The 24,948-nt window shown below is 71.5% G+C and carries 24 protein-coding genes and 2 tRNA genes; 6 read left to right on the forward strand and 20 right to left on the reverse strand.

Going from position 1 to position 24,948, the window contains the following annotated elements; all coding sequences use genetic code 11:
* The 5 genes from ACWEPF_RS20720 to ACWEPF_RS20740 all read right to left on the reverse strand — a co-directional run bounded on the left by ACWEPF_RS20720 (position 1) and on the right by ACWEPF_RS20740 (position 3,712).
* Positions 1-744 (reverse strand): class E sortase, encoded by a 744-nt coding sequence (locus tag ACWEPF_RS20720; RefSeq protein ID WP_452173690.1) that lies wholly within the window; start codon positions 742-744, stop codon positions 1-3.
* A gap of 24 nt (positions 745-768) precedes the next feature.
* Positions 769-1,947 (reverse strand): class E sortase, encoded by a 1,179-nt coding sequence (locus ACWEPF_RS20725; RefSeq protein ID WP_452173691.1) that lies wholly within the window; start codon positions 1,945-1,947, stop codon positions 769-771.
* Between the two features lie 4 nt (positions 1,948-1,951).
* Complete coding sequence (locus ACWEPF_RS20730) at positions 1,952-2,614, reverse strand: aminodeoxychorismate/anthranilate synthase component II (protein ID WP_345290545.1); 663 nt, start codon at positions 2,612-2,614, stop codon at positions 1,952-1,954.
* A 95-nt stretch (positions 2,615-2,709) separates the two neighbouring features.
* Positions 2,710-2,886, reverse strand: a complete 177-nt coding sequence (locus tag ACWEPF_RS20735) for a hypothetical protein (RefSeq protein WP_345290544.1) — start codon at positions 2,884-2,886, stop codon at positions 2,710-2,712.
* Positions 2,887-2,956: 70 nt separating this feature from the next.
* A complete protein-coding gene (locus ACWEPF_RS20740) occupies positions 2,957-3,712 on the reverse strand; it encodes a DUF881 domain-containing protein (RefSeq protein ID WP_345290568.1) in 756 nt (251 codons plus the stop codon).
* A gap of 165 nt (positions 3,713-3,877) precedes the next feature.
* Here ACWEPF_RS20740 and crgA point away from each other — a divergent pair, with 165 nt between their 5' ends.
* Positions 3,878-4,132 carry a cell division protein CrgA gene (crgA, locus tag ACWEPF_RS20745; protein ID WP_345290543.1) on the forward strand — a complete coding sequence of 85 codons (255 nt, stop codon included), beginning with the start codon at positions 3,878-3,880 and terminating at the stop codon, positions 4,130-4,132.
* A gap of 289 nt (positions 4,133-4,421) precedes the next feature.
* Here the strand turns inward: crgA and ACWEPF_RS20750 are convergent, their stop codons facing one another.
* Positions 4,422-5,324 (reverse strand): rhomboid family intramembrane serine protease, encoded by a 903-nt coding sequence (locus ACWEPF_RS20750; RefSeq protein ID WP_452173692.1) that lies wholly within the window; start codon positions 5,322-5,324, stop codon positions 4,422-4,424.
* A 54-nt stretch (positions 5,325-5,378) separates the two neighbouring features.
* Positions 5,379-5,900: a peptidylprolyl isomerase gene (locus ACWEPF_RS20755; protein WP_345290541.1), complete on the reverse strand. Its 522-nt coding sequence runs from the start codon at positions 5,898-5,900 to the stop codon at positions 5,379-5,381.
* Between the two features lie 191 nt (positions 5,901-6,091).
* Between ACWEPF_RS20755 and ACWEPF_RS20760 the strand changes: the two genes are divergently transcribed.
* The gene (locus tag ACWEPF_RS20760) at positions 6,092-6,919 is read left to right on the forward strand and encodes a DUF5324 family protein (RefSeq protein ID WP_452173693.1); all 828 of its coding nucleotides are present in this window, start codon (positions 6,092-6,094) and stop codon (positions 6,917-6,919) included.
* A gap of 67 nt (positions 6,920-6,986) precedes the next feature.
* On the opposite strand, the gene ACWEPF_RS20765 is transcribed toward ACWEPF_RS20760, so the two are convergent.
* The 13 genes from ACWEPF_RS20765 to dnaA form a co-directional block, all read right to left on the reverse strand.
* A tRNA-Ala gene (locus tag ACWEPF_RS20765) sits at positions 6,987-7,059 on the reverse strand.
* A gap of 85 nt (positions 7,060-7,144) precedes the next feature.
* Positions 7,145-7,273 (reverse strand): DLW-39 family protein, encoded by a 129-nt coding sequence (locus tag ACWEPF_RS20770; RefSeq protein ID WP_014137031.1) that lies wholly within the window; start codon positions 7,271-7,273, stop codon positions 7,145-7,147.
* A gap of 199 nt (positions 7,274-7,472) precedes the next feature.
* Entirely contained in the window at positions 7,473-7,778 is a 306-nt protein-coding gene (locus tag ACWEPF_RS20775) for a DUF6191 domain-containing protein (RefSeq protein WP_345290567.1), read from the reverse strand.
* 80 nt (positions 7,779-7,858) lie between these two features.
* A tRNA-Ile gene (locus ACWEPF_RS20780) sits at positions 7,859-7,932 on the reverse strand.
* A gap of 16 nt (positions 7,933-7,948) precedes the next feature.
* Complete coding sequence (locus ACWEPF_RS20785; RefSeq protein WP_345290539.1) at positions 7,949-9,310, reverse strand: cyclopropane-fatty-acyl-phospholipid synthase family protein; 1,362 nt, start codon at positions 9,308-9,310, stop codon at positions 7,949-7,951.
* A 189-nt stretch (positions 9,311-9,499) separates the two neighbouring features.
* On the reverse strand, positions 9,500-10,231 hold the full coding sequence (locus tag ACWEPF_RS20790) for a DUF3566 domain-containing protein (RefSeq protein ID WP_449797535.1): 732 nt from the start codon (positions 10,229-10,231) through the stop codon (positions 9,500-9,502).
* Between the two features lie 138 nt (positions 10,232-10,369).
* On the reverse strand, positions 10,370-12,955 hold the full coding sequence (gene gyrA, locus ACWEPF_RS20795) for a DNA gyrase subunit A (RefSeq protein WP_452173694.1): 2,586 nt from the start codon (positions 12,953-12,955) through the stop codon (positions 10,370-10,372).
* A gap of 50 nt (positions 12,956-13,005) precedes the next feature.
* Entirely contained in the window at positions 13,006-15,006 is a 2,001-nt protein-coding gene (gene gyrB, locus ACWEPF_RS20800; RefSeq protein WP_345290536.1) for a DNA topoisomerase (ATP-hydrolyzing) subunit B, read from the reverse strand.
* Positions 15,007-15,279: 273 nt separating this feature from the next.
* Positions 15,280-15,789, reverse strand: coding sequence for a DUF721 domain-containing protein (locus ACWEPF_RS20805; protein ID WP_402294081.1), 510 nt, complete (start codon positions 15,787-15,789; stop codon positions 15,280-15,282).
* Between the two features lie 153 nt (positions 15,790-15,942).
* Complete coding sequence (gene recF, locus ACWEPF_RS20810) at positions 15,943-17,076, reverse strand: DNA replication/repair protein RecF (protein WP_452173695.1); 1,134 nt, start codon at positions 17,074-17,076, stop codon at positions 15,943-15,945.
* Between the two features lie 59 nt (positions 17,077-17,135).
* Positions 17,136-18,011, reverse strand: a complete 876-nt coding sequence (gnd, locus tag ACWEPF_RS20815; RefSeq protein WP_345290533.1) for a phosphogluconate dehydrogenase (NAD(+)-dependent, decarboxylating) — start codon at positions 18,009-18,011, stop codon at positions 17,136-17,138.
* A 147-nt stretch (positions 18,012-18,158) separates the two neighbouring features.
* Positions 18,159-19,289, reverse strand: a complete 1,131-nt coding sequence (dnaN, locus tag ACWEPF_RS20820) for a DNA polymerase III subunit beta (protein ID WP_345290532.1) — start codon at positions 19,287-19,289, stop codon at positions 18,159-18,161.
* A 982-nt stretch (positions 19,290-20,271) separates the two neighbouring features.
* Entirely contained in the window at positions 20,272-22,338 is a 2,067-nt protein-coding gene (gene dnaA, locus ACWEPF_RS20825) for a chromosomal replication initiator protein DnaA (protein WP_452173696.1), read from the reverse strand.
* Positions 22,339-22,843: 505 nt separating this feature from the next.
* Here dnaA and rpmH point away from each other — a divergent pair.
* The 4 genes from rpmH to yidC are packed head-to-tail and all read left to right on the forward strand — an operon-like array spanning position 22,844 to position 24,921.
* Positions 22,844-22,981 (forward strand): 50S ribosomal protein L34, encoded by a 138-nt coding sequence (gene rpmH, locus ACWEPF_RS20830; protein ID WP_148643823.1) that lies wholly within the window; start codon positions 22,844-22,846, stop codon positions 22,979-22,981.
* Between the two features lie 22 nt (positions 22,982-23,003).
* Positions 23,004-23,432: a ribonuclease P protein component gene (gene rnpA / locus ACWEPF_RS20835; RefSeq protein ID WP_345290531.1), complete on the forward strand. Its 429-nt coding sequence runs from the start codon at positions 23,004-23,006 to the stop codon at positions 23,430-23,432.
* Positions 23,429-23,749 carry a membrane protein insertion efficiency factor YidD gene (yidD, locus tag ACWEPF_RS20840; protein WP_345290530.1) on the forward strand — a complete coding sequence of 107 codons (321 nt, stop codon included), beginning with the start codon at positions 23,429-23,431 and terminating at the stop codon, positions 23,747-23,749. Before rnpA ends, yidD begins: the two co-directional genes overlap by 4 nt.
* Complete coding sequence (gene yidC, locus ACWEPF_RS20845) at positions 23,746-24,921, forward strand: membrane protein insertase YidC (RefSeq protein ID WP_452173697.1); 1,176 nt, start codon at positions 23,746-23,748, stop codon at positions 24,919-24,921. The genes yidD and yidC overlap by 4 nt, the downstream gene beginning before the upstream one ends.
* Positions 24,922-24,948: the final 27 nt, after the last annotated feature.

Consider the following 24,948-nt stretch of genomic DNA (forward strand, 5'->3'; position numbering starts at 1 on the left):
TCAGCGCAGTTCCGGTGGCGGGGTGCGGTGGCCGTCCACGGGGTCGGTGCGGACCAGGGAGCCCCAGACGGCCATGCGGTAGCGGGAGGTGTAGACCGGGGTGCAGGTGGTGAGGGTGATGTAGCGCCCGGGGGCGGTGTAGGGGGAGCCCTTGGGGACGGGGGCGACGATGCCGGTGTCGTACTTGGAGGTCTGGGGGAGGAGGCCGTCGACGCGGTAGACGTACCAGGCGTCGCGGGTCTCCACCACGATCGGGTCGCCGACGGCGAGCTTGTCGAGGTCGTGGAAGCGGGCGCCGTGCCCGTCCCGGTGCGCGGCGAGCGCGAAGTTGCCCTCCGGGTCCCAGGGCATCGCGGAGCGGTACGGCTGGTCGTAGACCCCGGCCACGCCCTCGTTGAGGACGTCCGGTTCGGTGCCCATCCGGATCAGGGTCTGCCGGGCCGCCCCGAGGGCGGGGACGTGCAGGAAGCCGATGCCGTCCCCGGCCGCGTACACGGGCGGTGCGGGTTCGGCCCCGGGCGTGGCGGGGGCGGCCGCGGTCCAGCTGTCCCTGAGCCGGTCCCCCGCGGCGCCGGCCTGACGGTCCGCCACCACCCCGGTCCACCAGAGGGAGTAGCCGACGAAGAGGCCGAGCACCAGTCCGGCGGTGATCAGCAGTTCCCCGACCACCCCGAGCAGGGCGGCCGTGCGGCCGCGCCGTCGCGGGGGTTCGGCGGCGGTGGCCCCGTCCGGCTGGATCTCCACCGCGCGCCTCCTCCTGACGACCGGTCAGCCGGTCAGTGCGGCGGGCTGCCCCTGACTCCTCGGCTTCTCCTCGACCATCTTGCCAAAGACGATCAGCCGTCCCCGGGCACTGAACTCCGGCGTGCATGTCGTGAGGGTGATGTACCGCCCGGCCTCCTTGAACGGGGAGCCGTTGGGGATCGGACGGATCACCGAGACGTTGGTCGGCGGGGTCTCCGGGATGCCCCCGGCCACCTGGTACGTGTAGTACGCCGTCGCGGTCTCCACCACGATGCTGTCCCCCGGCACCAGTTCGCCGATCTTCCGGAACGGCTGGCCGTGGGTGGTGCGGTGCGCGGCGACGGCGAAGTTGCCCGCCTTGTCGGTGGGCATCGCGGTGCCGGTGTAGTGGCCGACCAGGCCCTTGTCGAGGACCTTCTGCTTGTCGGTGCCCTCGGCGATCGGGTACGTGAGGCCGAGCTTGGGGATGTGGATGATCGCGAAGCCCTTGCCGGGCTCGAAGGCGGTGGGCTGCGGTGCCGGGGCGGCACCGGAGGCCGGGGCGGTGCCCTGCTGGCCGGCGGCCTGGTCCCACTGCTGGGTGAGGGCGTCGCGCTCGCCGCTGGCGGCGTTGTCGGCCTGCACGTTGGTCCACCAGAGCTGGTACGAGACGAAGAGCAGCATCACCAGCCCGAGGGTGATGAAGAGCTCGCCGAGCACCCGGGCGGCGACCACCCGCTTGCGCTCCGGGGGCCGGGCGACGGGCGTCGCGGGACGGCCCGCGGCCCGCCGCCGGCCGTTGCCCGAGCCGACGGTGGTGCGGCGCCGGTCGGCCCGGCGTCCGGGCGGCGGCAGCACGGCACCGCCGTCCGGCACCACCCGCAGCTGCATGGTGGAGTCGTCCGCCACCGGCCCCGGCTGCCCGTACGGGGCGCCCTGCGCGGCCCCGGCGCCGGCGGCAGGCCCGTACGGGGCACCGCCTCGGCCGTACGGAGCGTCCTGCCCGTGGGGGGCTCCCTGCCCGTGGGGGGCTCCCTGCCCGTGGGAGGCACCGCCCGGCCCGTACGGGGCAGCGCCCGGCCCGTGCGGCGGCTGCCCGCCCCAGCCCTGCCCGTCCCGGCCCGGCCCGGCCGAGGGCGGAGCGGCCTGCTCGTAGACCCCCCAGTCGCCCGGCCCGCCGTCGGCGCCGTCCGGTGCGCGCCCCTCCGGGCGTACCGCCGTCACGGCCTCAGCCCCGGCCGATCACCGGGGCGAGGCCGGCCGAGCGGCCGACCGCCTCCGGGAATCCGCACTCGGCCAGCCAGTTGGCGAGCATCCGGTGGCCGCCCTCGGTGAGCACCGACTCGGGGTGGAACTGCACGCCCTCGACCGGCAGCTCCCGGTGCCGCAGGCCCATGATCACTCCGCTCTCGGTCTCGGCGGTGACCTCCAGCTCCGCGGGCACGGTGCCGGGCTCGACCGCGAGCGAGTGGTAGCGGGTGGTGGTGACGGGCGAGGGCAGGCCGGCGAAGACGCCGCCGTCCCGGTGGGTGACCGGGGAGGTCTTGCCGTGCAGCAGTTCGGGCGCCCGCCCGACCACCGCGCCGTAGGCGACCGCGATGGACTGCAGGCCCAGGCAGACCCCGAACAGCGGCAGCCCGACGGCGGCGCAGTGCCGCACCATGTCGACGCAGACCCCGGCCTCCTCCGGCGAGCCGGGGCCGGGGGAGAGCAGCACCCCGTCGTAGCCGGTCTCCCCGTCGCGGTGGACGGCCCGGTCGACGGTCAGCTCGTCGTTGCGGACCACCTCGCAGGTGGCGCCGAGCTGGTACAGGTACTGGACCAGGTTGAAGACGAAGCTGTCGTAGTTGTCCACCACGAGAATCCGGGGCGGGCTGCCTGCGGCGGTCATCCGTGCACTACTCCTGGGCTGGGTGCTGGTGGGGCGGGCCGCCCGGCCCGCCAAGCGGTCCGGTGGGTGCTGTCCGGTGGGGTGCTGACGGCGGCTCAGCCGACGCCCGCGCCGCCCTCGTCCACTGTGACGTCGCCGAAGGGGAGCAGCGGTTCCGCCCAGGGGAAGACGTACTCGAAGAGGACGTAGACGGTCCCGAGCACCAGCAGGAGGGCGAGCACGGCCTTGACGAAGGCGTTGCCCGGCAGCAACCGCCAGATCCAGCCGTACATGGTGCTCCTCCGGGTATCGGGTCCGGTACAGATTAGACGGCCGACGCGGGGCGGAAGGCGGCCAGTGCCATTACTGACCGGAAGCGGTGTGCAGGTCGACCGTTCCGGTGTACCCCGGGACCGTCAGGTCGCCGCTCTCCTGGACCTTCCAGCCCAGTCCGTAGGCGGCCACGTAGCCCAGGTAGTTGGCGATGGTCGGGTCGGCGTCCACGGCGGAGCGCAGCCTGTCGGTCCTCCCGACCGCCTTGACGACGTACGGCGGGGAGTAGACCCGGCCCTGGAGCAGCAGGGTGTTGCCGACGCAGCGGACGGCGCTGGTCGAGATCAGCCGCTGGTCCATCACCTGGACGCCCTCGGCGCCGCCGCGCCAGAGCGCGTTCACCACCGCCTGGATGTCCTGCTGGTGGATCACCAGGTCGTTGACGCCCGGCTCGGGGATGCCGGGCAGCTTGGCGGTGGCGCCGGGCGGGGCGTCGTTGAGGGTGACGGTGAGCCCGGGGCCGCGCAGCTCCTGGAGGCCCGCCTGCTGCTGGAGCAGGGCGAGCCGGTTGCTCTCGGCCGGGCTGGGGTTGCGCTGGGCGGTGAGCTCGTCCACCCGGTTCTGGAGTCCGGCCAGCTCGCTCTGCGCCGCCTGGTTCTGCGAGGAGCGCTGCTCTATGACGTCGCTGAGCCGCAGCAGGGAGTTGTCGGTGCGCAGATCGGTGCCCCGGGCGGTGTCCGCGCTGATGTAGAAGAGGAGACCGGCCATCGCGAACACGGTGCAGGTCAGGGCACGTCCGACAATTCGGGTGCGCGGAGGGCGTCCGGACGCATCGGGGGAGGGAATCGTGGAATTCGGCACCGTACCCTTATCTCCTTACGACCCGGCGAGCCACTACGCTAACGGACGCCGGAGGCGCGTGCGGAGCACCCCACGCGCGGGCCGGCCCCCACAGTCGCCCATCCCCGCTGCACCCTGCGCGGTCACAGCGCATCGACAGGAGAGCCTCTCGTGCCGAAGTCTCGACTCCGCAAGAAGTCCGACTACACCCCGCCGCCGTCCGGCACGACAGCGGTGAAGATCAGTTCCGGACGCGGCTGGGTGGCACCGCTGATGCTCGTGCTGTTCCTGGTGGGTCTCGTCTGGATCGTCACCTACTACGTCACCAGCGGCACCTGGCCGGTGAGCAGCTGGGGCAACTGGAACATCCTGGCCGGCTTCGGCTTCATCGCGGCGGGCTTCGGCGTCTCCACCCAGTGGAAGTGACGTCCCACCGCTGACGAATCGTCAGGCACCGCTCCGGGGCGCCCCGGAGCGGTGTTTCGCGCTGCCCCGACCCGGGCCGCCCGTCCATACCATCGGGTTGTCCACACGGTTATCCACACTGGGGAAAAGTCACCCACACCTGTGGATAACTTTTCTGTTCGAGGCCCGTCAGATTCTCCGAATTCCCCTCGAATTCCCAGCGGGACGCGCGTAGACCGACCTTTCCCCAGCCCCCTGCCGCACCGGCTGTGCACAGCCCGGTGCGCTCTGTGGACAACCGTGCGCGCCGTCAGCCGCTCAACTGCGCCGTGTGGACCACGACCACCAGCAGCGCGGCCGCCACCACCCCGGCCACGGTCAGCCCCTGCACCAGGTTCCGGTGGGCCCGGGGGGCGTACATCAGCCCGACCCCGGTGACCACGCCGGCCAGCAGGCCGCCGACGTGCGCCTTCCAGTCGATGACGACCCCGGAGAGGTTGGGCCGGGCCAGCGCGAAGGTGATCACCAGGTTGACCACCAACAGGGTCATCACCGGGCGCAGCGGGGCCCGGTTCGCCTTGAACAGCACCACCGTCGCGCCCAGCAGCCCGAAGATCGCCCCCGAGGCCCCGACCGACTCCACCCGCACCCCGCCGAGCGCGTAGGTGCAGGCTCCCCCGGCCAGGCCGGAGGCGACGTACAGCCCGAAGAAGCGCCACCGCCCGAGCACGTGCTCCAGCTGCGGCCCCAGCACCCAGAGCGAGACCATGTTCAGCGCCACGTGCATCACCCCGGCGTGCACGAACATCGCCGTCACCAGCCGGTACCACTCGTGCGGCCCGGCGGCCAGGCCGTCCGGGCGGAACGGGTAGGAGACGCTCCACAGCTCCAGGTCGGCGCCCAGCTCCGGCAGCAGGTACTCGGTGAGCAGGAAGACCAGCAGGTTGAGCCCGATCAGCACCTTGGTGACCAGCGCCCGGTCCAGGGCGAGCGCCCCGCCGTACCGGGTCCGCGCCTCGCGGGCGCCCTGGTGGCCCTCCCGGACGCACTCCGGGCACTGGAAGCCCACCGAGGCGCTCACCATGCAGTCGGGGCAGATCGGCCGCCCGCAGCGGGTGCAGCCGATGCCGGTCTCCCGCTCGGGGTGCCGGTAGCAACCGGGCAGCCGGTGGCCCTCCTCCGGTGCCGCTCCGGCCGGTACGTCGGGACCCATCACGCTCTCCTCGCTCGCCGCCGCCGGAACTGCCAGGCTACTGCTGACGCCCCGTCAGCCCCTCGTGATCGTGACCGACTCGATCACCACGTCCTCGACCGGGCGGTCGTCGCCGCCGGTCGCGGTGCCCGCGATCTCCAGCACGACCTTCCGGCTGTCCGGGTCGGTGACCTCGCCGAAGATCGTGTGCTTGCGGGTCAGCCGGAGGGCCGGCTCGACGGTGATGAAGAACTGGGAGCCGTTGGTGCCCGGCCCGGCGTTGGCCATGGCCAGCAGGAACGGCTTGGTGAAGGCCAGTTCGGGGTGGAACTCGTCGGCGAAGGCGTAGCCCGGGCCGCCGGTGCCGGTGCCCAGCGGGTCGCCGCCCTGGATCATGAAGCCCTTGATCACCCGGTGGAACACGGTGCCGTCGTACAGCGGGGCCGAGGACGGCTGCCCGGTGCGCGGGTCGGTCCACTCGCGGGTGCCCTCGGCCAGCTCGACGAAGTTCGCCACGGTCTTCGGAGCGTGGAACGGCAGGAGCTTCACCACGATGTCGCCGCGGTCGGTCCTCAGGGTGGCTATCAGGTCTCCCACGGCGCGGCGCTCCTCGTCTGTGCGGATCGGACCCCGGAATCATCCCACGGTCCGTCAGCCGTACGGCCTCGCCGGACCGGTCCGCCGACCCGCGTCCGGACCAACCCGACGCGCCACGGAACAGAACGACATGCATGATCTCGAAACAGGTGGAAATGTGCATAACGGACGCCACCGAGGAGGAGAAACCCGTGACCCGTTTGGACACCGCCCGAGAAACGGCCGACAAGGCCAGGGAGACCCTCGCGCCCTATGCCGCCACCGCCAAGGAGACCGCGCTGACCTACGCGGAGGAGGCCAGGCACCGGATCGGCCCGCACCTGGAGGCGATCGGCCCCAGGGCGAGCGAGAAGGCGGGCCAGGCCGCGCAGGCCGCCCGGGTGCAGTACGCCAAGCACCTCGCCCCGCAGCTGGAGCACGCCTTCGGCGCCCTCCCGCCGCACGCCCAGCAGTCCACCCTGAAGGCCGTGCACCGGGCCCAGGAGGCCGCGCTCTCCGCCAAGCTCTCGGCCGGCAAGGCCGTCGACCAGGCCCGCGGCGCGGTGCTTCCCCGGGTCGCCGACGCCCGGGCCGCGCTCGGCCCGGCCGCCCAAGAGGCGCAGAACCGCGGTGCCGCCGCCCTGACGGCCCTTCAGGGCCACGTCAGCTCGGCCGAGATCAGCGACCTGGCGGCCCGCAACGTCAAGCGCGAGCAGCACCCGCACCGGGGCCGCGGCCTCGGTCTGGCGCTGACCGGGCTGCTGACGATCGCCGCCGGCCTGGCCGCCTGGAAGTGGTGGCGCGGCCGCGGCGAGCCCGAGTGGCTGGTCGAGCCGCCCGCCGCCGCGCGCGAGGAGGAGCACCTGAACGGCGCCTCGGCGGCCCCCAAGCCCGGCCCGCCGCCCGGCCGCCACGCGGCGCCCGCCCCCGGCCCCGCGCCGGAGGCCCCGGCGGCCCCCGCGGCCCCCGAGGACCACCCGAAGGGCTCCCCCGTCCCGGACGACCGCCCCAAGCCGCACGACCCGCGCAAGCCGCACTGACGGGCCGGGGAAACGCGGAAGGCCGCTGACCTGATACCGGGTCAGCGGCCTTCCGTCCTACGCACGGTGGAGCTTAGGAGACTCGAACTCCTGACATCTGCCTTGCAAAGGCAGCGCTCTACCAACTGAGCTAAAGCCCCGTGCAGCGAAGTGCTGCGCACCAGAGTACCCGCTCCCCGGGCCGGCCGGGCCTCTCGCCCGGACCGGCCTCGCGGGAGCGTCGCGTCAGCGGCCGGCCGGGACCGGGTCGGTGGCCTCGGTCCACAGGTCCTGCTCGGCGCGGTCCGCCTGCACCTGACGGTAGACAAAGAAGCCGCCGAGGGCGACCAGGGCGACCAGGAGGAGCTTCTTCACCGCGGGACCTCGTCCTTCTTGCTGGGGAACGGGCCCTGACCACGGACCCTCGGATGTTGCGGGCACCTACCGGCGGTCTCGCCGTTCGGACCGCCTCCGGCCGATGATACACATCGGTAACCACCTCCCGGGCGCCCCCGCGAGTCGTCAACCGCCCGGCCCGCGCCAGGGATTGACGCCGTGCCTCCTGTCGTACCAACTACCGCTCGGGCATCCTCAGCACCGCGCGGCCGCCCTCCAGGTCCACCGTGGAGCGCGGCGGCGCCCCGTCGCCCTCCTCGTCGCGCAGCATCAGCGTGCTCCGGCGCTGCTCGAGCTCGTGCTGCTTGCCGGCGGCGAACTGCGCGTGCAGCTGCTCGAATCCGGTGGCCGAGACCTGCCCCTCCCGCCCCGTCCCCCGCCACGGCAGCCAGGACGCCCGGCGGGCCCGCAGCGCCAGCTGGTCCACGAAGGCCAGCAGCACCAGCCCGACCACCAACCCGGGAAGGCTCATCACCCAGAACATCTCCACCCGGCCAGCCTACGGACCGGGCGGGAACGTCAGAAGGCCCGGAGTGGAAATCCACTCCGGGCCTTCTGCGCCGGTGGGCCTAACAGGACTTGAACCTGTGGCCTCTTCCTTATCAGGGAAGCGCTCTAACCGTCTGAGCTATAGGCCCTTGCCGCACTCAAAGATTAGCGGACCGTCGGCCGATCTCCCAAATCCGGGTCGGCGGGGTGCAGCTCAGGGGCCCCGGAGAGCCACTGCGGACGGGTGGCGGGCAGGTGGCTGGCGCCCTCCGGAGTGGTCCGGACGGCGAGCACCTGGTTGATCCCGATCCGGTTCTGCTCGAAGGCCAGCGCGGAGGCGGCCATGTACAGGCGCCAGACCCGGGCCCGCCCCTGGCCGGCCAGCCGGACCGCCTGCGGCCAGTTCGCCTCCAGGTTGGCCACCCACTCGCGCAGCGTCAGCGCGTAGTGCTCGCGCAGCGACTCGACGTCCCGGACCTCGAAGCCGGCCTCCTCCAGGGCGGAGACGGTGGCGCCGACCGGCGAGAGCTCGCCGTCCGGGAAGACGTAGTGCTGGATGAACGGGCTGGGCCGGTACGGCTCGCCGGGCCGGTCGGGGCGGCGGGCGATCTGGTGGTTCAACAGGCGGCCGCCCGGGGCCAGCAGTTGCAGCAGGCCCTCGGCGTAGACCTGGTACTGGGCGGTGCCGACGTGCTCGGCCATGCCGACGCTGGAGACGGCGTCGAAGGGGCCGTCCGTGATCTCCCGGTAGTCCTGGAGGCGCACCTCCACCCGGCCGCCCAGACCGGCCGCCAGCACCCGCTGGCGGGCCAGCGCGACCTGCTCCTCGGAGATGGAGACGCCGACCGCCCTCACGCCGTAGTGCTCGGCCGCGTGCAGCAGCAGCGAGCCCCAGCCGCAGCCGACGTCCAGCAGCCGCATCCCGGGCCGCAGGCCCAGCTTGCGGCAGATCAGGTCGAGCTTGGCGGTCTGGGCCGCCTCCAGGCTCTTGGCCTCGGGCTCCCAGTAGGCGCAGGAGTAGACCATGGTGGGGCCGAGCACCAGGCCGTAGAACTCGTTGCCCACGTCGTAGTGGTGGCTGATCGCGGCCCGGTCGCGGCCGCGGCTGTGCAGCCGGCCGCCGCCGAGGCGGGCCTCCTCGGCCGGGGGAGCGGGCTGCGGGGCCAGCACCCCGGCGCGCAGCAGCAGGCCCAGCAGGCGGCGCCCGGCGGGGCCGAGGGCGTCCTTGGGGCCGAGGGCCAGGGTGGCGATCTCGGGGCGCTCGGCGAAGCGGGCGGCCAGCGAGAGGACCTCGTACAGGTCGGTGCCGGGGGCGGTGTCCAGGTCGCCGGAGACGTAGGCCCGGGCGAGGCCCAACTCACCGGGCTGCCAGAGCAGGTGACGGAGCGCCCGGCGGTTGCGCAGGACCAGCTGCGGGGCGTCGGCGGGGCCGGCCTGGCTGCCGTCCCAGAGCCTGATCCGGAGCGGGATCCGGGAGCCGAGGACATCCTCGACCGAGCCGAGCAGTTGTGTGGCGAGCTGAGCCATGGCACGCACCTCCGACCGACGGGCAGGACGTTGCTGAGTCTGCCCCGTGTCGGCTCCAAGCCAACACAGCCCGGCCGGGACTCCGTCAGGTGACGCGCCGTGTACGAGGCGCCTGTCACCCGAACGCTCCGGGCCGGGCTGGTGCGGGTGCGAACTGACGGATGGTCAGCGCACGGACGGACGTCCGGGTCAGTCCTCCTCGGCCAGGGTCAGCTCGACCCCGCCGGTGAAGCCGGCCGCGGTGTTGTAGATGAAGGCGGAGAGGGTGGCCAGCGCGGTCATCAGGACCACGTCCACCACGGCGATCAGCGAGGTGAACATCATGACCTTGCCGAAGCCGATGTAGTCCATGAGGTCCACGCCACCGGTGGTGTCCGACCCGGTGACGTCCTTCAGGGTGCCGCCGAGCGAGTCGAAGACGCCCAGGCCGTCCAGGGTCATCCAGAGCACCGCGGTGGCGACGATGATGATCACGCCGACCGCCAGCGAGAGCAGGAAGGCGACCTTCATCACCGACCACGGGTCGGCCTTGGTGATCCGCAGCCGGGCCTTGCGGGTCCGCCCGGTGGCCGAGGGCGGCGCCTGGCCGGGGCGGCGGGCGGCGCCGCCCACCTTGGTGCCCCGGGGCGGGGTCTGCTGGCCCTTGGTGTAGGTGGTCGGCTGGGAGAAGCCGCCCGCGCCCGGGGCGGGCTGCGCGGGCGGCGGCGGGACCGCCCCGGCCTGCCCGGCCGCACCGTAGGACGCGCCGCCCGCCACCGGCGGCATCAGCGAGGTCGAGGCCGAGGAGTGTCCGTCCGGCGCGCCGGGGACACCCGTCGGGCGGGGCGGCACACCGGCCACGCCGCCGGCCCCGCCGTAGGACGCACCGCCACCCGGCAGCCCGCCCCCGGCACCGCCCGCAGCACCCGTGGCTCCACTCACCCTGGTCCTCCCGCAACTCACCCGTCAGGACGGGTGTCCGCCCTGCTCATGTACGTCTCCAGCGCCCGGCGGGATTGCCCGGAACTGTTCGGCGGCCGGTGCCCTCCCGGCAGGGGAGGGCACCGGCCACCGGGGCGGTCAGTCCTGCTCGGCCGGACCGTCCGCCGTGGTCTCCGCCTGGGCCGTTCCGTCGGGCTCGGTGCCCTCCTCGACGGCCTCCTCGTCGTCCGCCTCCGCGTTGCGGGCCATGCCCACCACCGCGTCGCGCTTTCCGAGGTTGATCAGTTGGACGCCCATCGTGTCACGTCCGGTTTCACGGACTTCGGAAACCCTGGTCCGGATGACGCCGCCCGAGAGGGTGATCGCCATGATCTCGTCGCTCTCCTCGACCACCAGGGCACCGACCAGCGAGCCCCGGCCCTCGACGATCTTCGCCGCCTTGGTGCCGAAACCGCCGCGGCCCTGGACCCGGTACTCGTCCACGCCGGTGCGCTTGGCGTAGCCGCCGTCGGTCGCGGTGAAGACGAAGGTGCCCGGCCGGACCACGTTCATCGAGAGCAGCTCGTCGTCCTCGCGGAAGGCCATGCCCTTCACGCCCGAGGTGGCCCGGCTCATCGGCCGGAGCGCCTCGTCGGTGGCGGTGAAGCGGATCGACTGGGCCTTCTTGGAGACCAGCAGCAGGTCGTCCTCGGCGGAGACCAGCTCGGCGCCGATCAGCTCGTCGTCCTTGCCGTTCTCGTCCTGCCGCAGGTTGATCGCGATCAGGCCGCCGGAGCGGGGCGAGTCGTAGTCCTTGAGCGGGGTCTTCTTCACCAGGCCGCCGCGGGTGGCCAGCACCAGGTACGGCTTGTCCTCGTAGGTGCGGACCGCCATCACCTGGGTGATGTGCTCCTCCGGCTGGAAGGCCAGCAGGTTGGCCACGTGCTGCCCGCGGGCGTCCCGGCCGGCGTCGGGCAGCTCGTAGCCCTTCGCCCGGTAGACCCGGCCCTTGTTGGTGAAGAACAGGATCCAGTTGTGCGTGGTGGTCACGAAGAAGTGGTCGACGATGTCGTCCTGCTTCAGCTGCGCGCCGCGCACGCCCTTGCCGCCGCGCTTCTGCGAGCGGTACAGGTCGGACCGGGTGCGCTTGACGTAGCCGCCACGGGTGATCGTGACGACGATGTCCTCCTCCGCGATCAGGTCCTCGACGGACATGTCGCCGTCGAAGGGGATCAGCGTGGAACGCCGCTCGTCGCCGTACTTCTCGACGATCGCGGTCAGCTCCTCGGAGATGATCTCGCGCTGACGGGCCGGCGAGGCCAGGATCGCGTTGTACTCGTTGATCTTGGCCTGCAGCTCGTCGTGCTCGCTCAGGATGCGCGCGCTCTCCAGCGCGGCCAGGCGGCGCAGCTGCATCTCGAGGATCGCGTTGGCCTGCAGCTCGTCGATGTCGAGCAGGTCCATCAGGCCGGTGCGGGCCGCGTCGGCGCTGTCCGAGGCCCGGATCAGCGCGATCACCGCGTCGATCTGGTCCAGCGCCTTGAGCAGCGCGCGCAGGATGTGGGCGCGCTCCTCGGCCTTGCGCAGCCGGAAGGTGGTCCGGCGGACGATGACCTCGACCTGGTGGTTGACCCAGTGCCGGATGAAGGCGTCCAGCGACAGCGTGCGCGGCACCCCGTCGACCAGGGCCAGCATGTTGGCGCCGAAGTTGGTCTGCAGGTCGGTGTGCTTGTACAGGTTGTTCAGCACGACCTTGGCGACCGCGTCGCGCTTGAGCACGACCACCAGGCGCTGAGCGGTCCGCGAGGAGGACTCGTCGCGGACGTCGGCGATGCCGGCCACCCGGCCGTCCTTGACCAGGTCGGCGATCTTCAGCGCCAGGTTGTCCGGGTTCACCTGGTACGGCAGCTCGGTGATCACCAGGCACTGGCGGCCCTGGATCTCCTCGACCTCGACCACCGCACGCATGGTGATCGAGCCGCGGCCGGTGCGGTACGCGTCCTCGATGCCGCGGCGGCCGACGATCAGCGCGCCGGTCGGGAAGTCCGGGCCCTTGATCCGCTCGATCAGGGCGTCCAGCAGCTCCTCGTTGGAGGCCTCGGGGTTCTCCAGCGCCCAGAGCGCGCCGGAGGCCACCTCGCGGAGGTTGTGCGGCGGGATGTTGGTGGCCATGCCGACCGCGATGCCGGTGGCGCCGTTGATCAGCAGGTTGGGGATGCGGGCCGGCAGGACGGTCGGCTCCTGCGAGCGGCCGTCGTAGTTGGCGGCGAAGTCGACGGTCTCCTCGTCGATGTCGCGCATCATCTCCATGGCCAGCGGCATCATCTTGCACTCGGTGTAGCGCATGGCCGCGGCCGGGTCGTTGCCCGGCGAGCCGAAGTTGCCGTTGCCGTCGACCAGCGGCATCCGCATCGACCACGGCTGGGCCAGCCGGACCAGGGTGTCGTAGATCGAGGTGTCGCCGTGCGGGTGGTAGTTGCCCATCACGTCGCCGACCACGCGGGCGCACTTGTAGTAGCCCTTCTCGGGCCGGTAGCCGCCGTCGTACATCGCGTACAGCACCCGGCGGTGCACCGGCTTGAGGCCGTCGCGCACCTCGGGCAGCGCGCGGCTGACGATCACGCTCATCGCGTAGTCGAGGTAGGAGCGCTGCATCTCGGTCTCGAGCTCGATCGGCTCGATCCGCAGCACGGTGCCGGTGCTCTCCGGCGCTTCGTCGCCCTCGGGACGGTTGTCGTCGACCACTGGTCGTCAGGTTCCTTTCGCGTGTGACTGGTTCGTGGGACGGCGGGGCGTCACACGTCCAGGAAGCGGACGTCCTTGGCGTTGCGCTGGATGAAGGAGCGCCGGGCCTCCACGTCCTCGCCCATCAGGACGGAGAACAGGTCGTCGGCGCGGGCCGCGTCCTCCAGGGTGATCTTCTGGAGCAGGCGCAGGCCCTGGTCCATGGTGGTCACCCGCAGCTCCTCGGCGTTCATCTCGCCGAGACCCTTGAAGCGCTGGATCGCGTCGTCCTTGGGGAGCCGGCGGCCGGCCGCCACGCCCGCGGCGATCACCGCGTCGCGCTCGCGGTCCGAGTAGACGTACTCGAAGTCGTCCTTGCCCCACTTGATCTTGTACAGCGGCGGCATGGCCAGGTAGACGTACCCGGCCTCGACCAGCGGCCGCATGAAGCGGAACAGCAGGGTGAGCAGCAGGGTCCGGATGTGCTGCCCGTCGACGTCGGCGTCCGCCATCAGGACGATCTTGTGATAGCGGAGCTTGGACTCGTCGTAGTCCTCCTGGATGCCGCAGCCGAACGCCGAGATCAGCGCCTGCACCTCGGTGTTCTGGAGGACCTTGTCGATCCGGGCCTTCTCGACGTTCAGGATCTTGCCGCGGATCGGCAGGATGGCCTGGACCCGCGGGTCACGGCCCTGCTTGGCGGAGCCGCCGGCCGAGTCGCCCTCGACGATGAAGATCTCGCACTCGGCCGGGTCCTTGGACTGGCAGTCGCTCAGCTTGCCGGGCAGCGAGGCGGACTCCAGCAGGCCCTTGCGCCGGGTCAGGTCGCGGGCCTTGCGGGCGGCGACGCGCGCGGTGGCGGCCTGGATGGACTTGCGGATGATGTCCGAGGCCTCGACCGGGTTCCGGTCCAGCCAGTCGTTCAGGTGCTCGTGGACGACCTTCTGGACGAAGGTCTTGACCTCGGTGTTGCCCAGCTTGTCCTTGGTCTGGCCCTCGAACTGCGGCTCGCCGAGCTTGACCGAGATGATCGCGGTCAGGCCCTCGCGGATGTCCTCGCCGGAGAGGTTGTCGTCCTTCTCGCGGAGCAGCTTCTTGTCCCGCGCGTAGCGGTTCACCAGGCCGGTGAGCGCCGCGCGGAAGCCCTCCTCGTGGGTGCCGCCGCCGTGGGTGTGGATGGTGTTGGCGAAGGAGTAGACGCTCTCGGTGTAGGAGCTGTTCCACTGCATGGCGATCTCGACCGAGATCTTCTTGTCCTTGTCCTCCGCCTCGAAGTCGATCACCGAGGGGTGGACGACCTCGCCCTTGCGGGAGTTGAGGTGGGTGACGAAGTCGGCGATGCCGCCGTCGTACTTGTAGGTGATCGAGAGCGGCTTGCCCTCGTCGTCCTGGTGCTCCGGACGCTCGTCGGTCAGCGCGATGGAGAGGCCCTTGTTGAGGAAGGCCATCTCCTGGAAGCGCCGGGAGAGCGTCTCGAAGGAGTAGACGGTGGTCTCGAAGATGTCGCCGTCGGCCCAGAAGGTGACCGTGGTGCCGGTCCTCTCGGTGGCCTCGTGCTTCGCCAGCGGGGCGGTCGGGGCGCCCGCCTTGTAGTCCTGGGTCCAGCGGTGGCCGTCGGTGTGGATCTCGACCGAGAGCCGGGTGGAGAGGGCGTTCACCACCGAGATGCCGACGCCGTGCAGACCGCCGGAGACGGCGTAGCCGCCGCCGCCGAACTTGCCGCCCGCGTGCAGCACCGTGAGCACGACCTCGACGGCCGGCTTGTCCTGCCCCGGCATGATGCCGACCGGGATGCCGCGGCCGTTGTCGGTGACCCGCACGCCGCCGTCGGCCAGGATGGTCACGTCGATGGTGTCGGCGTGACCGGCCAGCGCCTCGTCGACGGAGTTGTCCACGATCTCCTGCACCAGGTGGTGCAGGCCGCGCTCGCCGGTGGAGCCGATGTACATGCCCGGGCGCTTGCGGACGGCGTCGAGGCCCTCGAGCACCTGGATCGCGTTCGCGTCGTAGGAGCTGCCGGCCTGCTGGTCGGCGGGGTCAGGGGTCTGGCTGGAGTTGCCGGAATCGGCCACGAAGCGCCCTCTCTGGCACAGCGCGGGCCGCAGACCCACCCCCTGTCCGGGAGGGCTTGCGACCACGGCGTTTCGACTCGGTTGCTGCGAGCAACGGTGTTTGCTCCTCAGTCTACCGGTACGACTGACATAGATGGCCGTTTGGCAGCCTCAGAAGGCAGATGTGCCGCTCTGAACCCCCGGCGGACATGTCCCGATACTCGCCAGGGGGGCTCAGAAGCCTCAGAAGGGCCGTCAGCGGTTCCGGAAGATCGGCTTCCCGTACGCCCGGGCTCACCCCCAGGTGTCGCCCGGCCCCTTGCTCCCCGGAGCGCGCAGCCGGCCGTACCCGCGCTGCGGGGCGGCCGGCCCCAGCACCTTGATCACCCGGACCGTGCCGTGCCCCAGCTCGTGGTTCAGGCGCGCCACCAACTGCCGTGCGAGCAAGCGGAGTTGAGTCGCCCACGCGGTGGAGTCGCACTGCACGGTGAGCACCGCCTCGGCCTCCTCGAAGCTCTTCGGCACGCAGTGCGCGGCGATGTCCGGCCCGACGATCTGCGACCAGCGGCCCATCACCCCGCCCACCGCGGCCGGGGCCTCCCAGCCCCGCTCGGTGATCAGCCGGTTGAGCGCCGCCCCCAGCGGCACCGGGTCGCGGCCGTCCGCCCGGGCCCCGCTGCGCAGGCCGTGCTTCTTCGCCTCGCGCTTCTCCCGCACCTGCTCGCCCCGCAGCCGGGCCTGCTCCTTGGCCGCGCGCAGCGCGACCCGGGCCAGGTCCACCCCGGAGAGCTCCGGTTCGCTCATCGCGGCGGCCCCTTTCTCTGTCCCCAGGCTGTGGACGGACGGGGAGCTGTCCAGAATACGGCGGTCCGGGGACGCCGCGGACGCCACCCGGGCCCTCGGCGCGGGCCGGCGGATCGCGGCAGGTCGTGCGGGGTGGGGGAGTGGAGGGGAGGGTCAGGCGCCGAGGCGGGTGACGGTGCCGTCGGAGACCGCGAACCGGGTGCCGCTGAGCGCCTTCGGGACGTCCTCCGGCACCGCCGCCGTCACCAGCACCTGCTCGGCCCCGGCCACCAGCTCGGCCAGCCGCTCCCGGCGGCGGGCGTCCAGCTCGGCGAAGACGTCGTCCAGGACCAGCACCGGCTCGCCGCCGTCGGCGCGCAGCAGCTCGTACGAGGCCAGCCGGAGCGCCAGCGCGAACGACCAGGACTCGCCGTGGCTGGCGTAGCCCTTGGCGGGCAGCGGACCGAGCTTCAGGCCCAGCTCGTCGCGGTGCGGGCCGACCAGGGTCAGGCCGCGGGCCACCTCCTGGGAGCGGACCTCCGTCAGGGCCGCGAGCAGCTGCTGCTCGGCCTCCTCCCGACTGGTCGGCAGGGCGCCCTCGAAGGAGCTGCGGTACTCCAGCGCCGTCTCCCCGCCGCCCGGCGCCAGCTGCTCGTAGGCGGCGGCCACCAGCGGCTGCAGGGCGGCCACCAGCTGCAGCCGGAACGCGGTCAGCTCGGCCCCGGCCCGGGCCAGGTGACCGTCCCAGATCTCCAGGGTGGAGAGGTCGGCGCCCTTGCCGCCGCCGCCCCGGCGGGCCTGGGCGGCGGTCTTCAGCAGGGCGTTGCGCTGCTTGAGCACGCGCTCGTAGTCCGAGCGCACGCCCGCCAGCCGGGGGGCGCGGGCGGTGAGCAGCTCGTCCAGGAAGCGCCGGCGCTCGCCCGGGTCGCCCTTCACCAGGGCCAGGTCCTCGGGGGCGAACAGCACCGTGCGCAGCAGGCCGAGGACGTCGCGCGGGCGGACGTTGTCGGAGCGGTTGATCCGGGCCCGGTTGGCCTTGCCGGCGGTGATCTCCAGCTCGACCAGGGTGGAGCGCTCGTCCCGGACCACACTGGTGCGGATCACCGCCCGCTCGGCGCCGAGCCGGATCAGCGGGGCGTCGGTGGCCACCCGGTGGCTGCCCAGGGTGGCCACGTAGCCGACGGCCTCGACCAGATTGGTCTTGCCCTGGCCGTTCGGCCCGACGAAGGCCGTCACGCCCGGGTCGAGGGCCACCTCGGCCCGGGCGTACGAACGGAAGTCGGCGAGCGACAGGTGCGCTACGTGCATGCTGTGGACTACGCCGCCTTCTTGTGGACAACTCCCCTGTCGGGCAGGGGAGTCGGGGCTTACTTCGACTCGACCGCGTGGCCGCCGAACTGGTTGCGCAGGGCGGCGATCATCTTCATCTGCGGCGAGTCCTCCTGGCGCGAGGCAAAGCGAGCGAACAGCGAGGCGGTGATCGCGGGCAGCGGCACCGCGTGGTCGATCGCGGCCTCCACCGTCCAGCGGCCCTCGCCCGAGTCGGCGGCCCAGCCCTTGAGCTTGGCCAGGTGCTCGTCGTCGTCCAGCGCCCGGACGGCCAGGTCGAGCAGCCAGGAGCGGATGACCGTGCCCTCCTGCCAGCTGCGGAAGACCTCGCGCACGTCGGTGACCTCGGGGGCCGCCTCCAGCAGCTCCCAGCCCTCGGCGAAGGCCTGCATCATCGCGTACTCGATGCCGTTGTGGACCATCTTGGCGAAGTGGCCGGCGCCGACCTTGCCCGCGTGCACCGAGCCGAAGTCGCCCTCGGGCTTCAGCGCGTCGAAGACCGGCTGGACCTTGGCGACGTCGGCCGCCTCGCCGCCGTACATCAGCGCGTAGCCGTTCTCCAGGCCCCAGACGCCGCCGGAGACGCCGCAGTCGACGAAGCCGATGCCCTTCTCGGCCAGCGCCTCGGCGTGCTTGACGTCGTCCGTCCAGCGGGAGTTGCCGCCGTCCACCACCACGTCGCCGGGGGAGAGCAGCTCGGCGAGGCGGTCCACGGTGTCCTGGGTCGGGCCGCCGGCCGGGACCATCACCCAGACCACGCGGGGCGCCTCCAGCTTGGAGACCAGCTCCTCGAGGCTGTCGACGTCGGCGAGTTCCGGGTTCTGGTCGAAGCCGATGACGGTGTGCCCTGCGCGGCGGATGCGCTCGCGCATGTTGCCGCCCATCTTGCCGAGACCGATGAGGCCGAGCTCCATGCCAAGTCCTTACCTGTGGTGACGTGCCTGATCGGCGGCGCCATTGCCGCACAGGCTGAGCCTACGCCGCCGGGAATGCCGCCTCCCCCGGCCGGAGCTGACCGGGGGAGGAGTCGTCCACAGCTGTGGACGGGGACCGACGGTCCGTCAGCCGGAGAGGCGGACCGGCATGATCAGGTACTGGTAGGCCTCGTCGGCCTCGGCGTCCACCGCGGGCTTGCCGCTGAGCAGGGCCGGCTTGGTGGCGGTGGTGAAGCTCAGCTGCGCGTACGCGGCGTCGATCGCCTTCAGACCCTCCTCCAGGTAGCCGGGGTTGAAAGCGATCGAGATGTCGTCACCTTCGAGGTCGGCCTCGATCCGCTCGGTGGCCTGGGCGTCGTCGCCCGAACCGGCCTCCAGGGTGAGCACGCCCTGCTCGAAGCTCAGCCGGACCGGCGTGTTCCGCTCGGCGACCAGCGAGACGCGCTTGAGCGCCTCCAGGAAGGGCTGCGTCTGGATCGCGGCGACGGCGCTGAACTCCGTCGGGAAGAGGCTGCGGAACTTCGGGAACTCGCCCTCGAGCAGGCGGGTGGTGGTCCGGCGACCGGCGCCCTCGAAGCCGATCAGACCCTCGCCGGCGCCGCCGGAGGCCAGCGCGATGGAGACCGTGTCCCCGCTGCCCAGCGACTTGGCGATGTCCTGCAGGGTGCGGGCGGGCACCAGGGCGACGGCCGAGATGTCGTCCTGCTCCGGCTTCCACATCAGCTCGCGGACCGCGAAGCGGTAGCGGTCGGTGGCGGCCAGGGTGATCTTGTCGCCCTCGATCTCCACCCGGACGCCGGTGAGCACCGGCAGGGTGTCGTCGCGGCCGGCCGCGACGGCGGCCTGGCTGACGGCGGAGGCGAAGACGTCACCGGAGACGGTGCCGGTCGCGGTGGGCATCTGCGGCAGCGCCGGGTACTCGTCCACCGGGAGGGTGGGGAGGGTGAACCGGGAGGAGCCGCAGACCACGCTGACCCGCTGGCCGTCGGTGGAGATCTCCACAGGCCTGTTGGGAAGGTTGCGCGAGATGTCGTTCAGCAGGCGGCCGGAGACCAGGACGGTGCCGGCCTCCTCCACCTCGGCCGCCAGCTCGACCCGGGCCGAGACCTCGTAGTCGAAGCCGGAGAGGGCCAGGCTGCCCTCCTGGGCCGTCAGCAGCAGGCCGGCGAGCACCGGCACCGGCGGCCGCGCCGGGAGGCTGCGGGCAGCCCAGGCCACCGCCTCCGCGAGGACGTCACGCTCCACCCGGAACTTCACCGGTAACCGCCTCCTGGGTCCTGCTGTCGTCTGCGTCTGGTCGGCACCGGGCGCTCCGGTTGCCGGAGAACAGTCTGACGTACTCGGCCGACAGTCGGGGCACAAGGGCGGGGACGGGCCGAACACACGTCGGAGATCGGCTGTCCACAGATTTCGGGCCCACCCACCATTTTCCGGATCGATCGCTCTATAGGTGTAGTGGTAGTAGTAGGGCCTGTGGATACAGTGGAAAACCTTGTTTCCGCAGGTCAGACCCGGTTTTCTGTCCACAGGCGCTGTGGATGCGGAGTGTGGACAACCAGGGCCCGCTGTGGACGACGGAGCGTTACCCACAGGGCACGTTGAGTATCCACAGGTTATCCCCAGGCTCGTCCCCAGATCATGGACGGGTTATCCACCGGCCCCGATCAACATCACGTGACGCCTTTCACACGGGGCGGTGAACTGTGCACCAAGGTTGTCGAACTGTGGACTCAGCTGTGGAGAACCTGGGGATAACCCACCTTTTCCTGGGGACAAGCGGTGGACAACTCTCGGGTCCCCCTGATGGCCCATCAGATGTCCACAGCCTGTGGAAAACCGTTGTGCACAAGTCCACAGGGGGCTGACCTGCGCGGAAGAGCGTAGCCCGGGCGGGCCTGTGGAGGAATTCTGGATAACTCGGCGGCTGTGCACCTGTGGACGGGGCGAACCCACCCGTCCCTGTGGAAATCCGCCTCGCGGACCGGCGCCGTTCGAATTGCTGCTCACTTGTTCGGCGCGGTAACGGATCTGGCGGAGCGTCACTCGGTGCATTACTGCCCCGCCTCCGCGCCTTCCACACCTGTGGAGGGGCCGGACGTGTGACACCGGGTGCCCCGGGCCGGCGCTCGCGGGGCCGCGGACGGGCCCGCCGGCGGGCCCGGGGACCGTCCGGGAACGCCGGACGGGGAGCCGGCCCCGTAGGGCCGACTCCCCGTCAGTTGTCCTGTGGAGCCCGGACTCAGCTCTTGATGCGGTTGGTGAGCTCGGTGACCTGGTTGTAGATGGAGCGCCGCTCGGCCATCAGCGAGCGGATCTTCCGGTCCGCGTGCATCACCGTGGTGTGGTCCCGGCCGCCGAACTGCGCGCCGATCTTCGGCAGCGAGAGGTCGGTGAGCTCCCGGCAGAGGTACATGGCGATCTGGCGGGCCGTCACCAGCACCCGGCTGCGGGAGGATCCGCAGAGGTCCTCCACGCCCAGCCCGAAGTAGGCGGCGGTCTGCTGCATGATGACCTGCGCGGTGATCTCCGGCCCGGCGTCCTCGTCGCCGCCCGGGATCAGGTCCTTGAGGACGATCCCGGCCAGCTCCAGGTCGACCGGCGCCCGGTTCAGGTTGGCGAACGCGGTGACCCGGATCAGCGCGCCCTCCAGCTCCCGGATGTTCCGGGTGATCCGGGAGGCGATGAACTCCAACACGTCGGCGGGGGCGTTGAGTTGCTCCTGGATCGCCTTCTTGCGGAGGATCGCGATCCGGGTCTCCAGCTCCGGCGGGGTGACGTCGGTGATCAGGCCCCACTCGAAGCGGTTGCGCAGCCGGTCCTCCAGGGTGGTCAGCAGCTTGGGCGGCCGGTCCGAGGAGAGCACGATCTGCTTGTTCGCGTTGTGCAGGGTGTTGAAGGTGTGGAAGAACTCCTCCTGGGTGGACTCCTTCGACGCCAGGAACTGCACGTCGTCCACCAGCAGGATGTCCATGTCCCGGTACCGCTTGCGGAAGGTGTCCGCCTTGCCGTCCCGGATCGAGTTGATGAACTCGTTGGTGAACTCCTCCGAGCTCACGTAGCGCACCCGGGTGCCCGGGAAGAGGCTGCGCGAGTAGTGCCCGATGGCGTGCAGCAGGTGGGTCTTGCCCAGCCCGGACTCCCCGTAGATGAAGAGCGGGTTGTACGCCTTGGCCGGAGCCTCGGCGACCGCCACCGCGGCCGCGTGCGCGAAGCGGTTGGAGGCCCCGATCACGAAGGTGTCGAAGAGGTACTTGGGGTTCAGCCGGGCGGCCGGCTCGTCCTTGCGCGAGCTGCTGCCGGCCGGCGGCGCACCCGGCGGCGCGGGCACCGGCACGGGGGAGCGCTCGGCCGGCGAACCACCCGACTGCGGCCTGACGTCCGGGAGTTGACCGCCCGTCGGCTCCGGCCGTCCGTCCGGACGCGGCCCGCCCCGCCGGGCCGGGGGAGCCCCCGCCGCCGGGCGGTAGGCGCCGCCGAACAGGTCGTCCTGGCCCGAGCCGCCCTCGGACCCCTGGTAGGACGGGCCCTCCTGGTACGAGGTCGACTCGGGGTACGACGGGCTCTCCCAGGGGCGGCCCTCCGACCGGCCCTCGGCCTGCGCCCCCCAGCCACCGGACTGCTCCGTCCCCGCGCCGCTGCCGTACGGCGCGGGCCGCTGCTGGTACCCGGCGGTGTCGTACCGGCCGGGCCGCTCGTAGCTCTGCTCCGGGCCGGCCTCGTAGGAGGGCCGCTGCCCGGCCGGGCCGTACTCGGCGCCGGACGGCTGGTAGGACTCGGGCTGCTGGTAGTCGTCCTGGTACTGCTCCGGCGCGGACGGGTACGGCTCCGCCACCGGCCAGCGCCCGGGGCCCGACTGGCGCTCCGGGCGGTCCTGCCGGTCCTGGTGGCCCTGGCGGTCCTGGTGGTCCTGCCGCTCCGGGTAGCCGGACGGCTCGTCGCGGTACTGCGGCCGGGGCGGCCACTCCTCGGCCTGGTGCTGCGGCGGCTGCGGGGCCGGAGCCTGCTGCGGCTCGGCGGGGGAGGGGGCGGGCGGCGGCGTGGCGTTGGCGTCGACCATCACGGCGATCCGGACCGGGCGGCTGAAGGCCTTGCTCAGCTCCTCGGTCAGCGGCGGCAGCAGCCGGCCCTCCAGCACCTGCTTGGCCCGCTCGTTGGGGGCCGCCAGCAGGGCGGTGTCGTGCATCATCCACATCGGCTGGGTGCGCTTGAGCCACATCTTGTCGCTGTCACCGACACCCGGGTCGTTGACCAGCCGCTCGACGACCCTCGTCCAGACCGCGACGAGATCGCTGTTGACATCAGCCACTGGTGCACGCTTTCTCGTTCCCCGCGACGGGGGGTGTCAAGGGACTCCCGTGCCGGCCCGATCAAGACGAACAAACCCGACAAGTCCTGCAACGGTAGTCAGCCGACTGGGATGGTTCAAGTTTCTGTCCACAGGCTGTGGGCAGGCTCGCCGGGAGGGTGCCGGGTCGGCGACGGTGCCGGGACGGTCCTTGTGCCGCTTGGCCTCTATCATGATCGGGTCGCTTCCGGTGGGTACTTCCCGGAGCTCCCCGGGCGGGGTCCGGTTTGACCCTCCGCCCCCGTCCCGCGTACCGTAACCAGGTCGAGTTGTCGATGGCCGCTGCCGCATGTCCGCGGGTCCCCCCGCATTCCGAAGGCGCGCAGCACGGGCGCCGTGGATTGCCTCAACCCCAGCCGACCTGGGCGTTAGGGGCCGGATTTCCCAGCGAGGGGAGATCACGCGGACGCACGGTGACGGCCAAGCGACCTCCCGTCACCCTACGATTCACCTCAGGAGCCCCCGAGTGAGCAAGCGCACCTTCCAGCCGAACAACCGTCGTCGCGCCAAGACCCACGGCTTCCGGCTGCGGATGCGTACCCGCGCCGGCCGCGCCATCCTGGCCGCCCGCCGTGGCAAGGGCCGCAGCGCCATCTCCGCCTGATCCGCGTAGTACAGGGTCTGCAGTGCTGCCCTCCGAGAATCGGCTGCGGCGGCGCCAGGACTTCGCGACCGCGGTGAAACGCGGTCGCCGGGCCGGCCGGCCCCTGCTGGTGGTCCATCTCAACAGAGACGGATCCGCCGGGGGCCGCGCCGACCGGAACAGCGACACCAGCCCGCACGTCGCCGAGGGGTCTCCTTCGGCGCGTGCGGGTTTCGTCGTGAGCAAGGCCGTCGGCCCCGCCGTCGTGCGCAATCTGGTGAAGCGTCGGCTGCGCCACCTGGTCCGTGACCGTCTGGCGCTGCTGCCCGCAGGTAGCCTGATCGTGGTGCGCGCGCTTCCCCCCGCGGGGGCGGCCTCGTACCTCGATCTCGAACAGGACCTGGACGCGGCGCTCCGCCGGCTGCTCCGGGCGGAGCCGACCGGCAGCGCGCCGACGGGAGCAGGGCGATGAAGTACCTGCTGATGGGGCTGATCAGGCTCTACCAGTGGACCATCAGTCCCCTGCTCGGACCGGTCTGCCGCTACTACCCCTCGTGCTCGCACTACGGGTACGAGGCGGTCAGGACGCACGGCGCGATCAAGGGAAGCGGTCTGACCGCCTGGCGCATCCTTCGATGCAATCCGTGGTCCCCCGGTGGGGTCGACCATGTACCGCCGCGCAAGCACCCGGTCTGGCACCGTCGGCTGCGCGATCTGCTGAGCCCCCCGAGCGGGACCGCCGGGCCAGAGCCGGTGGCTAGCCCGATGTCCAAGGAGTCTGACCGGTGACCTTCGGTTTTCTGAGTCCCCTCTACACAGCGGTGTCCTGGATCATCGTCCAGTTCCACTCGCTGTACAGCCACGTCTTCGACCCGGACGGCGGCTGGGCCTGGGGCCTTGCCATCGTCTCGATGGTGATCGTCATCCGGATCTGCCTGATCCCGCTCTTCGTGAAGCAGATCAAGGCGACCCGGGCCATGCAGGCGATCCAGCCGAAGATGAAGGCCATCCAGGAGCGCTACAAGAACGACAAGCAGCGCCAGTCCGAAGAGATGATGAAGCTGTACAAGGAGGCGGGCACCAACCCGTTCTCCAGCTGCCTTCCCATCCTCGTGCAGGCGCCGTTCTTCACCGCCCTCTACGGCGTGCTCGCCTCGGTCGCCGACGGCAAGACCATCGGCGTCATCAACTCCACGCTCCTGGTGAGCGCCCAGAAGGCGCACATCCTGGGCGCCCCGCTCTCGGCGACCTTCCTGAAGAGCGACGAGGCCAGCGTCAAGGTCGTCACCGCCGGGATGATCATCCTGATGTCGCTGTCGCAGTTCATCACGCAGCGCCAGCTGATGACCAAGAACATGGACCTGACGGTCAAGACGCCGTTCATGCAGCAGCAGAAGATGCTGATGTACGTCTTCCCGATCATGTTCGCCGTGATGGGCATCAACTTCCCGGTCGGTGTGCTGCTCTACTGGCTGACCACCAACGTCTGGTCGATGGGCCAGCAGCTGATCGTCATCCGCAACAACCCGACGCCCGGCTCCCAGGCCTTCGCCGAGCGCCAGGAACGCCTGAAGAAGGCGGGCCGGCTCAACCCGGACGGCACCGTGAAGAAGGGCTCGCTGATGGCGATGCTCACCGGTGGCGGTGCGAAGAAGGGCGCCGAGGCGCAGGCCCAGACGGCGGTGCAGGACGCGGTGCAGGTCCGCCGGCAGCAGCCGAAGAAGACCACCAAGGCGCAGCGTCAGCACACCGGTGCCCAGACGGCCGCGGTCGAGGAGACCGAGCCGACCGCAGCGGGCGACGCGGCTGCGGCGGCCGAGCCGAAGGCCAGCCTGGAGAAGGACGCCGGCGCCGGCGCCAAGGGCGGTGCGGCCAAGCCGGCCGCAGCCCGCGGCGGCCAGCGGCAGCAGCCGAAGCGCGGTGGCCAGCAGGGCGGCCAGCGGCCGAAGAAGAAGTCCTGACCCGGCTCCATCCCCGGCCGTCAGCGG

It is taken from the genome of Kitasatospora sp. NPDC004289 (assembly GCF_053602875.1).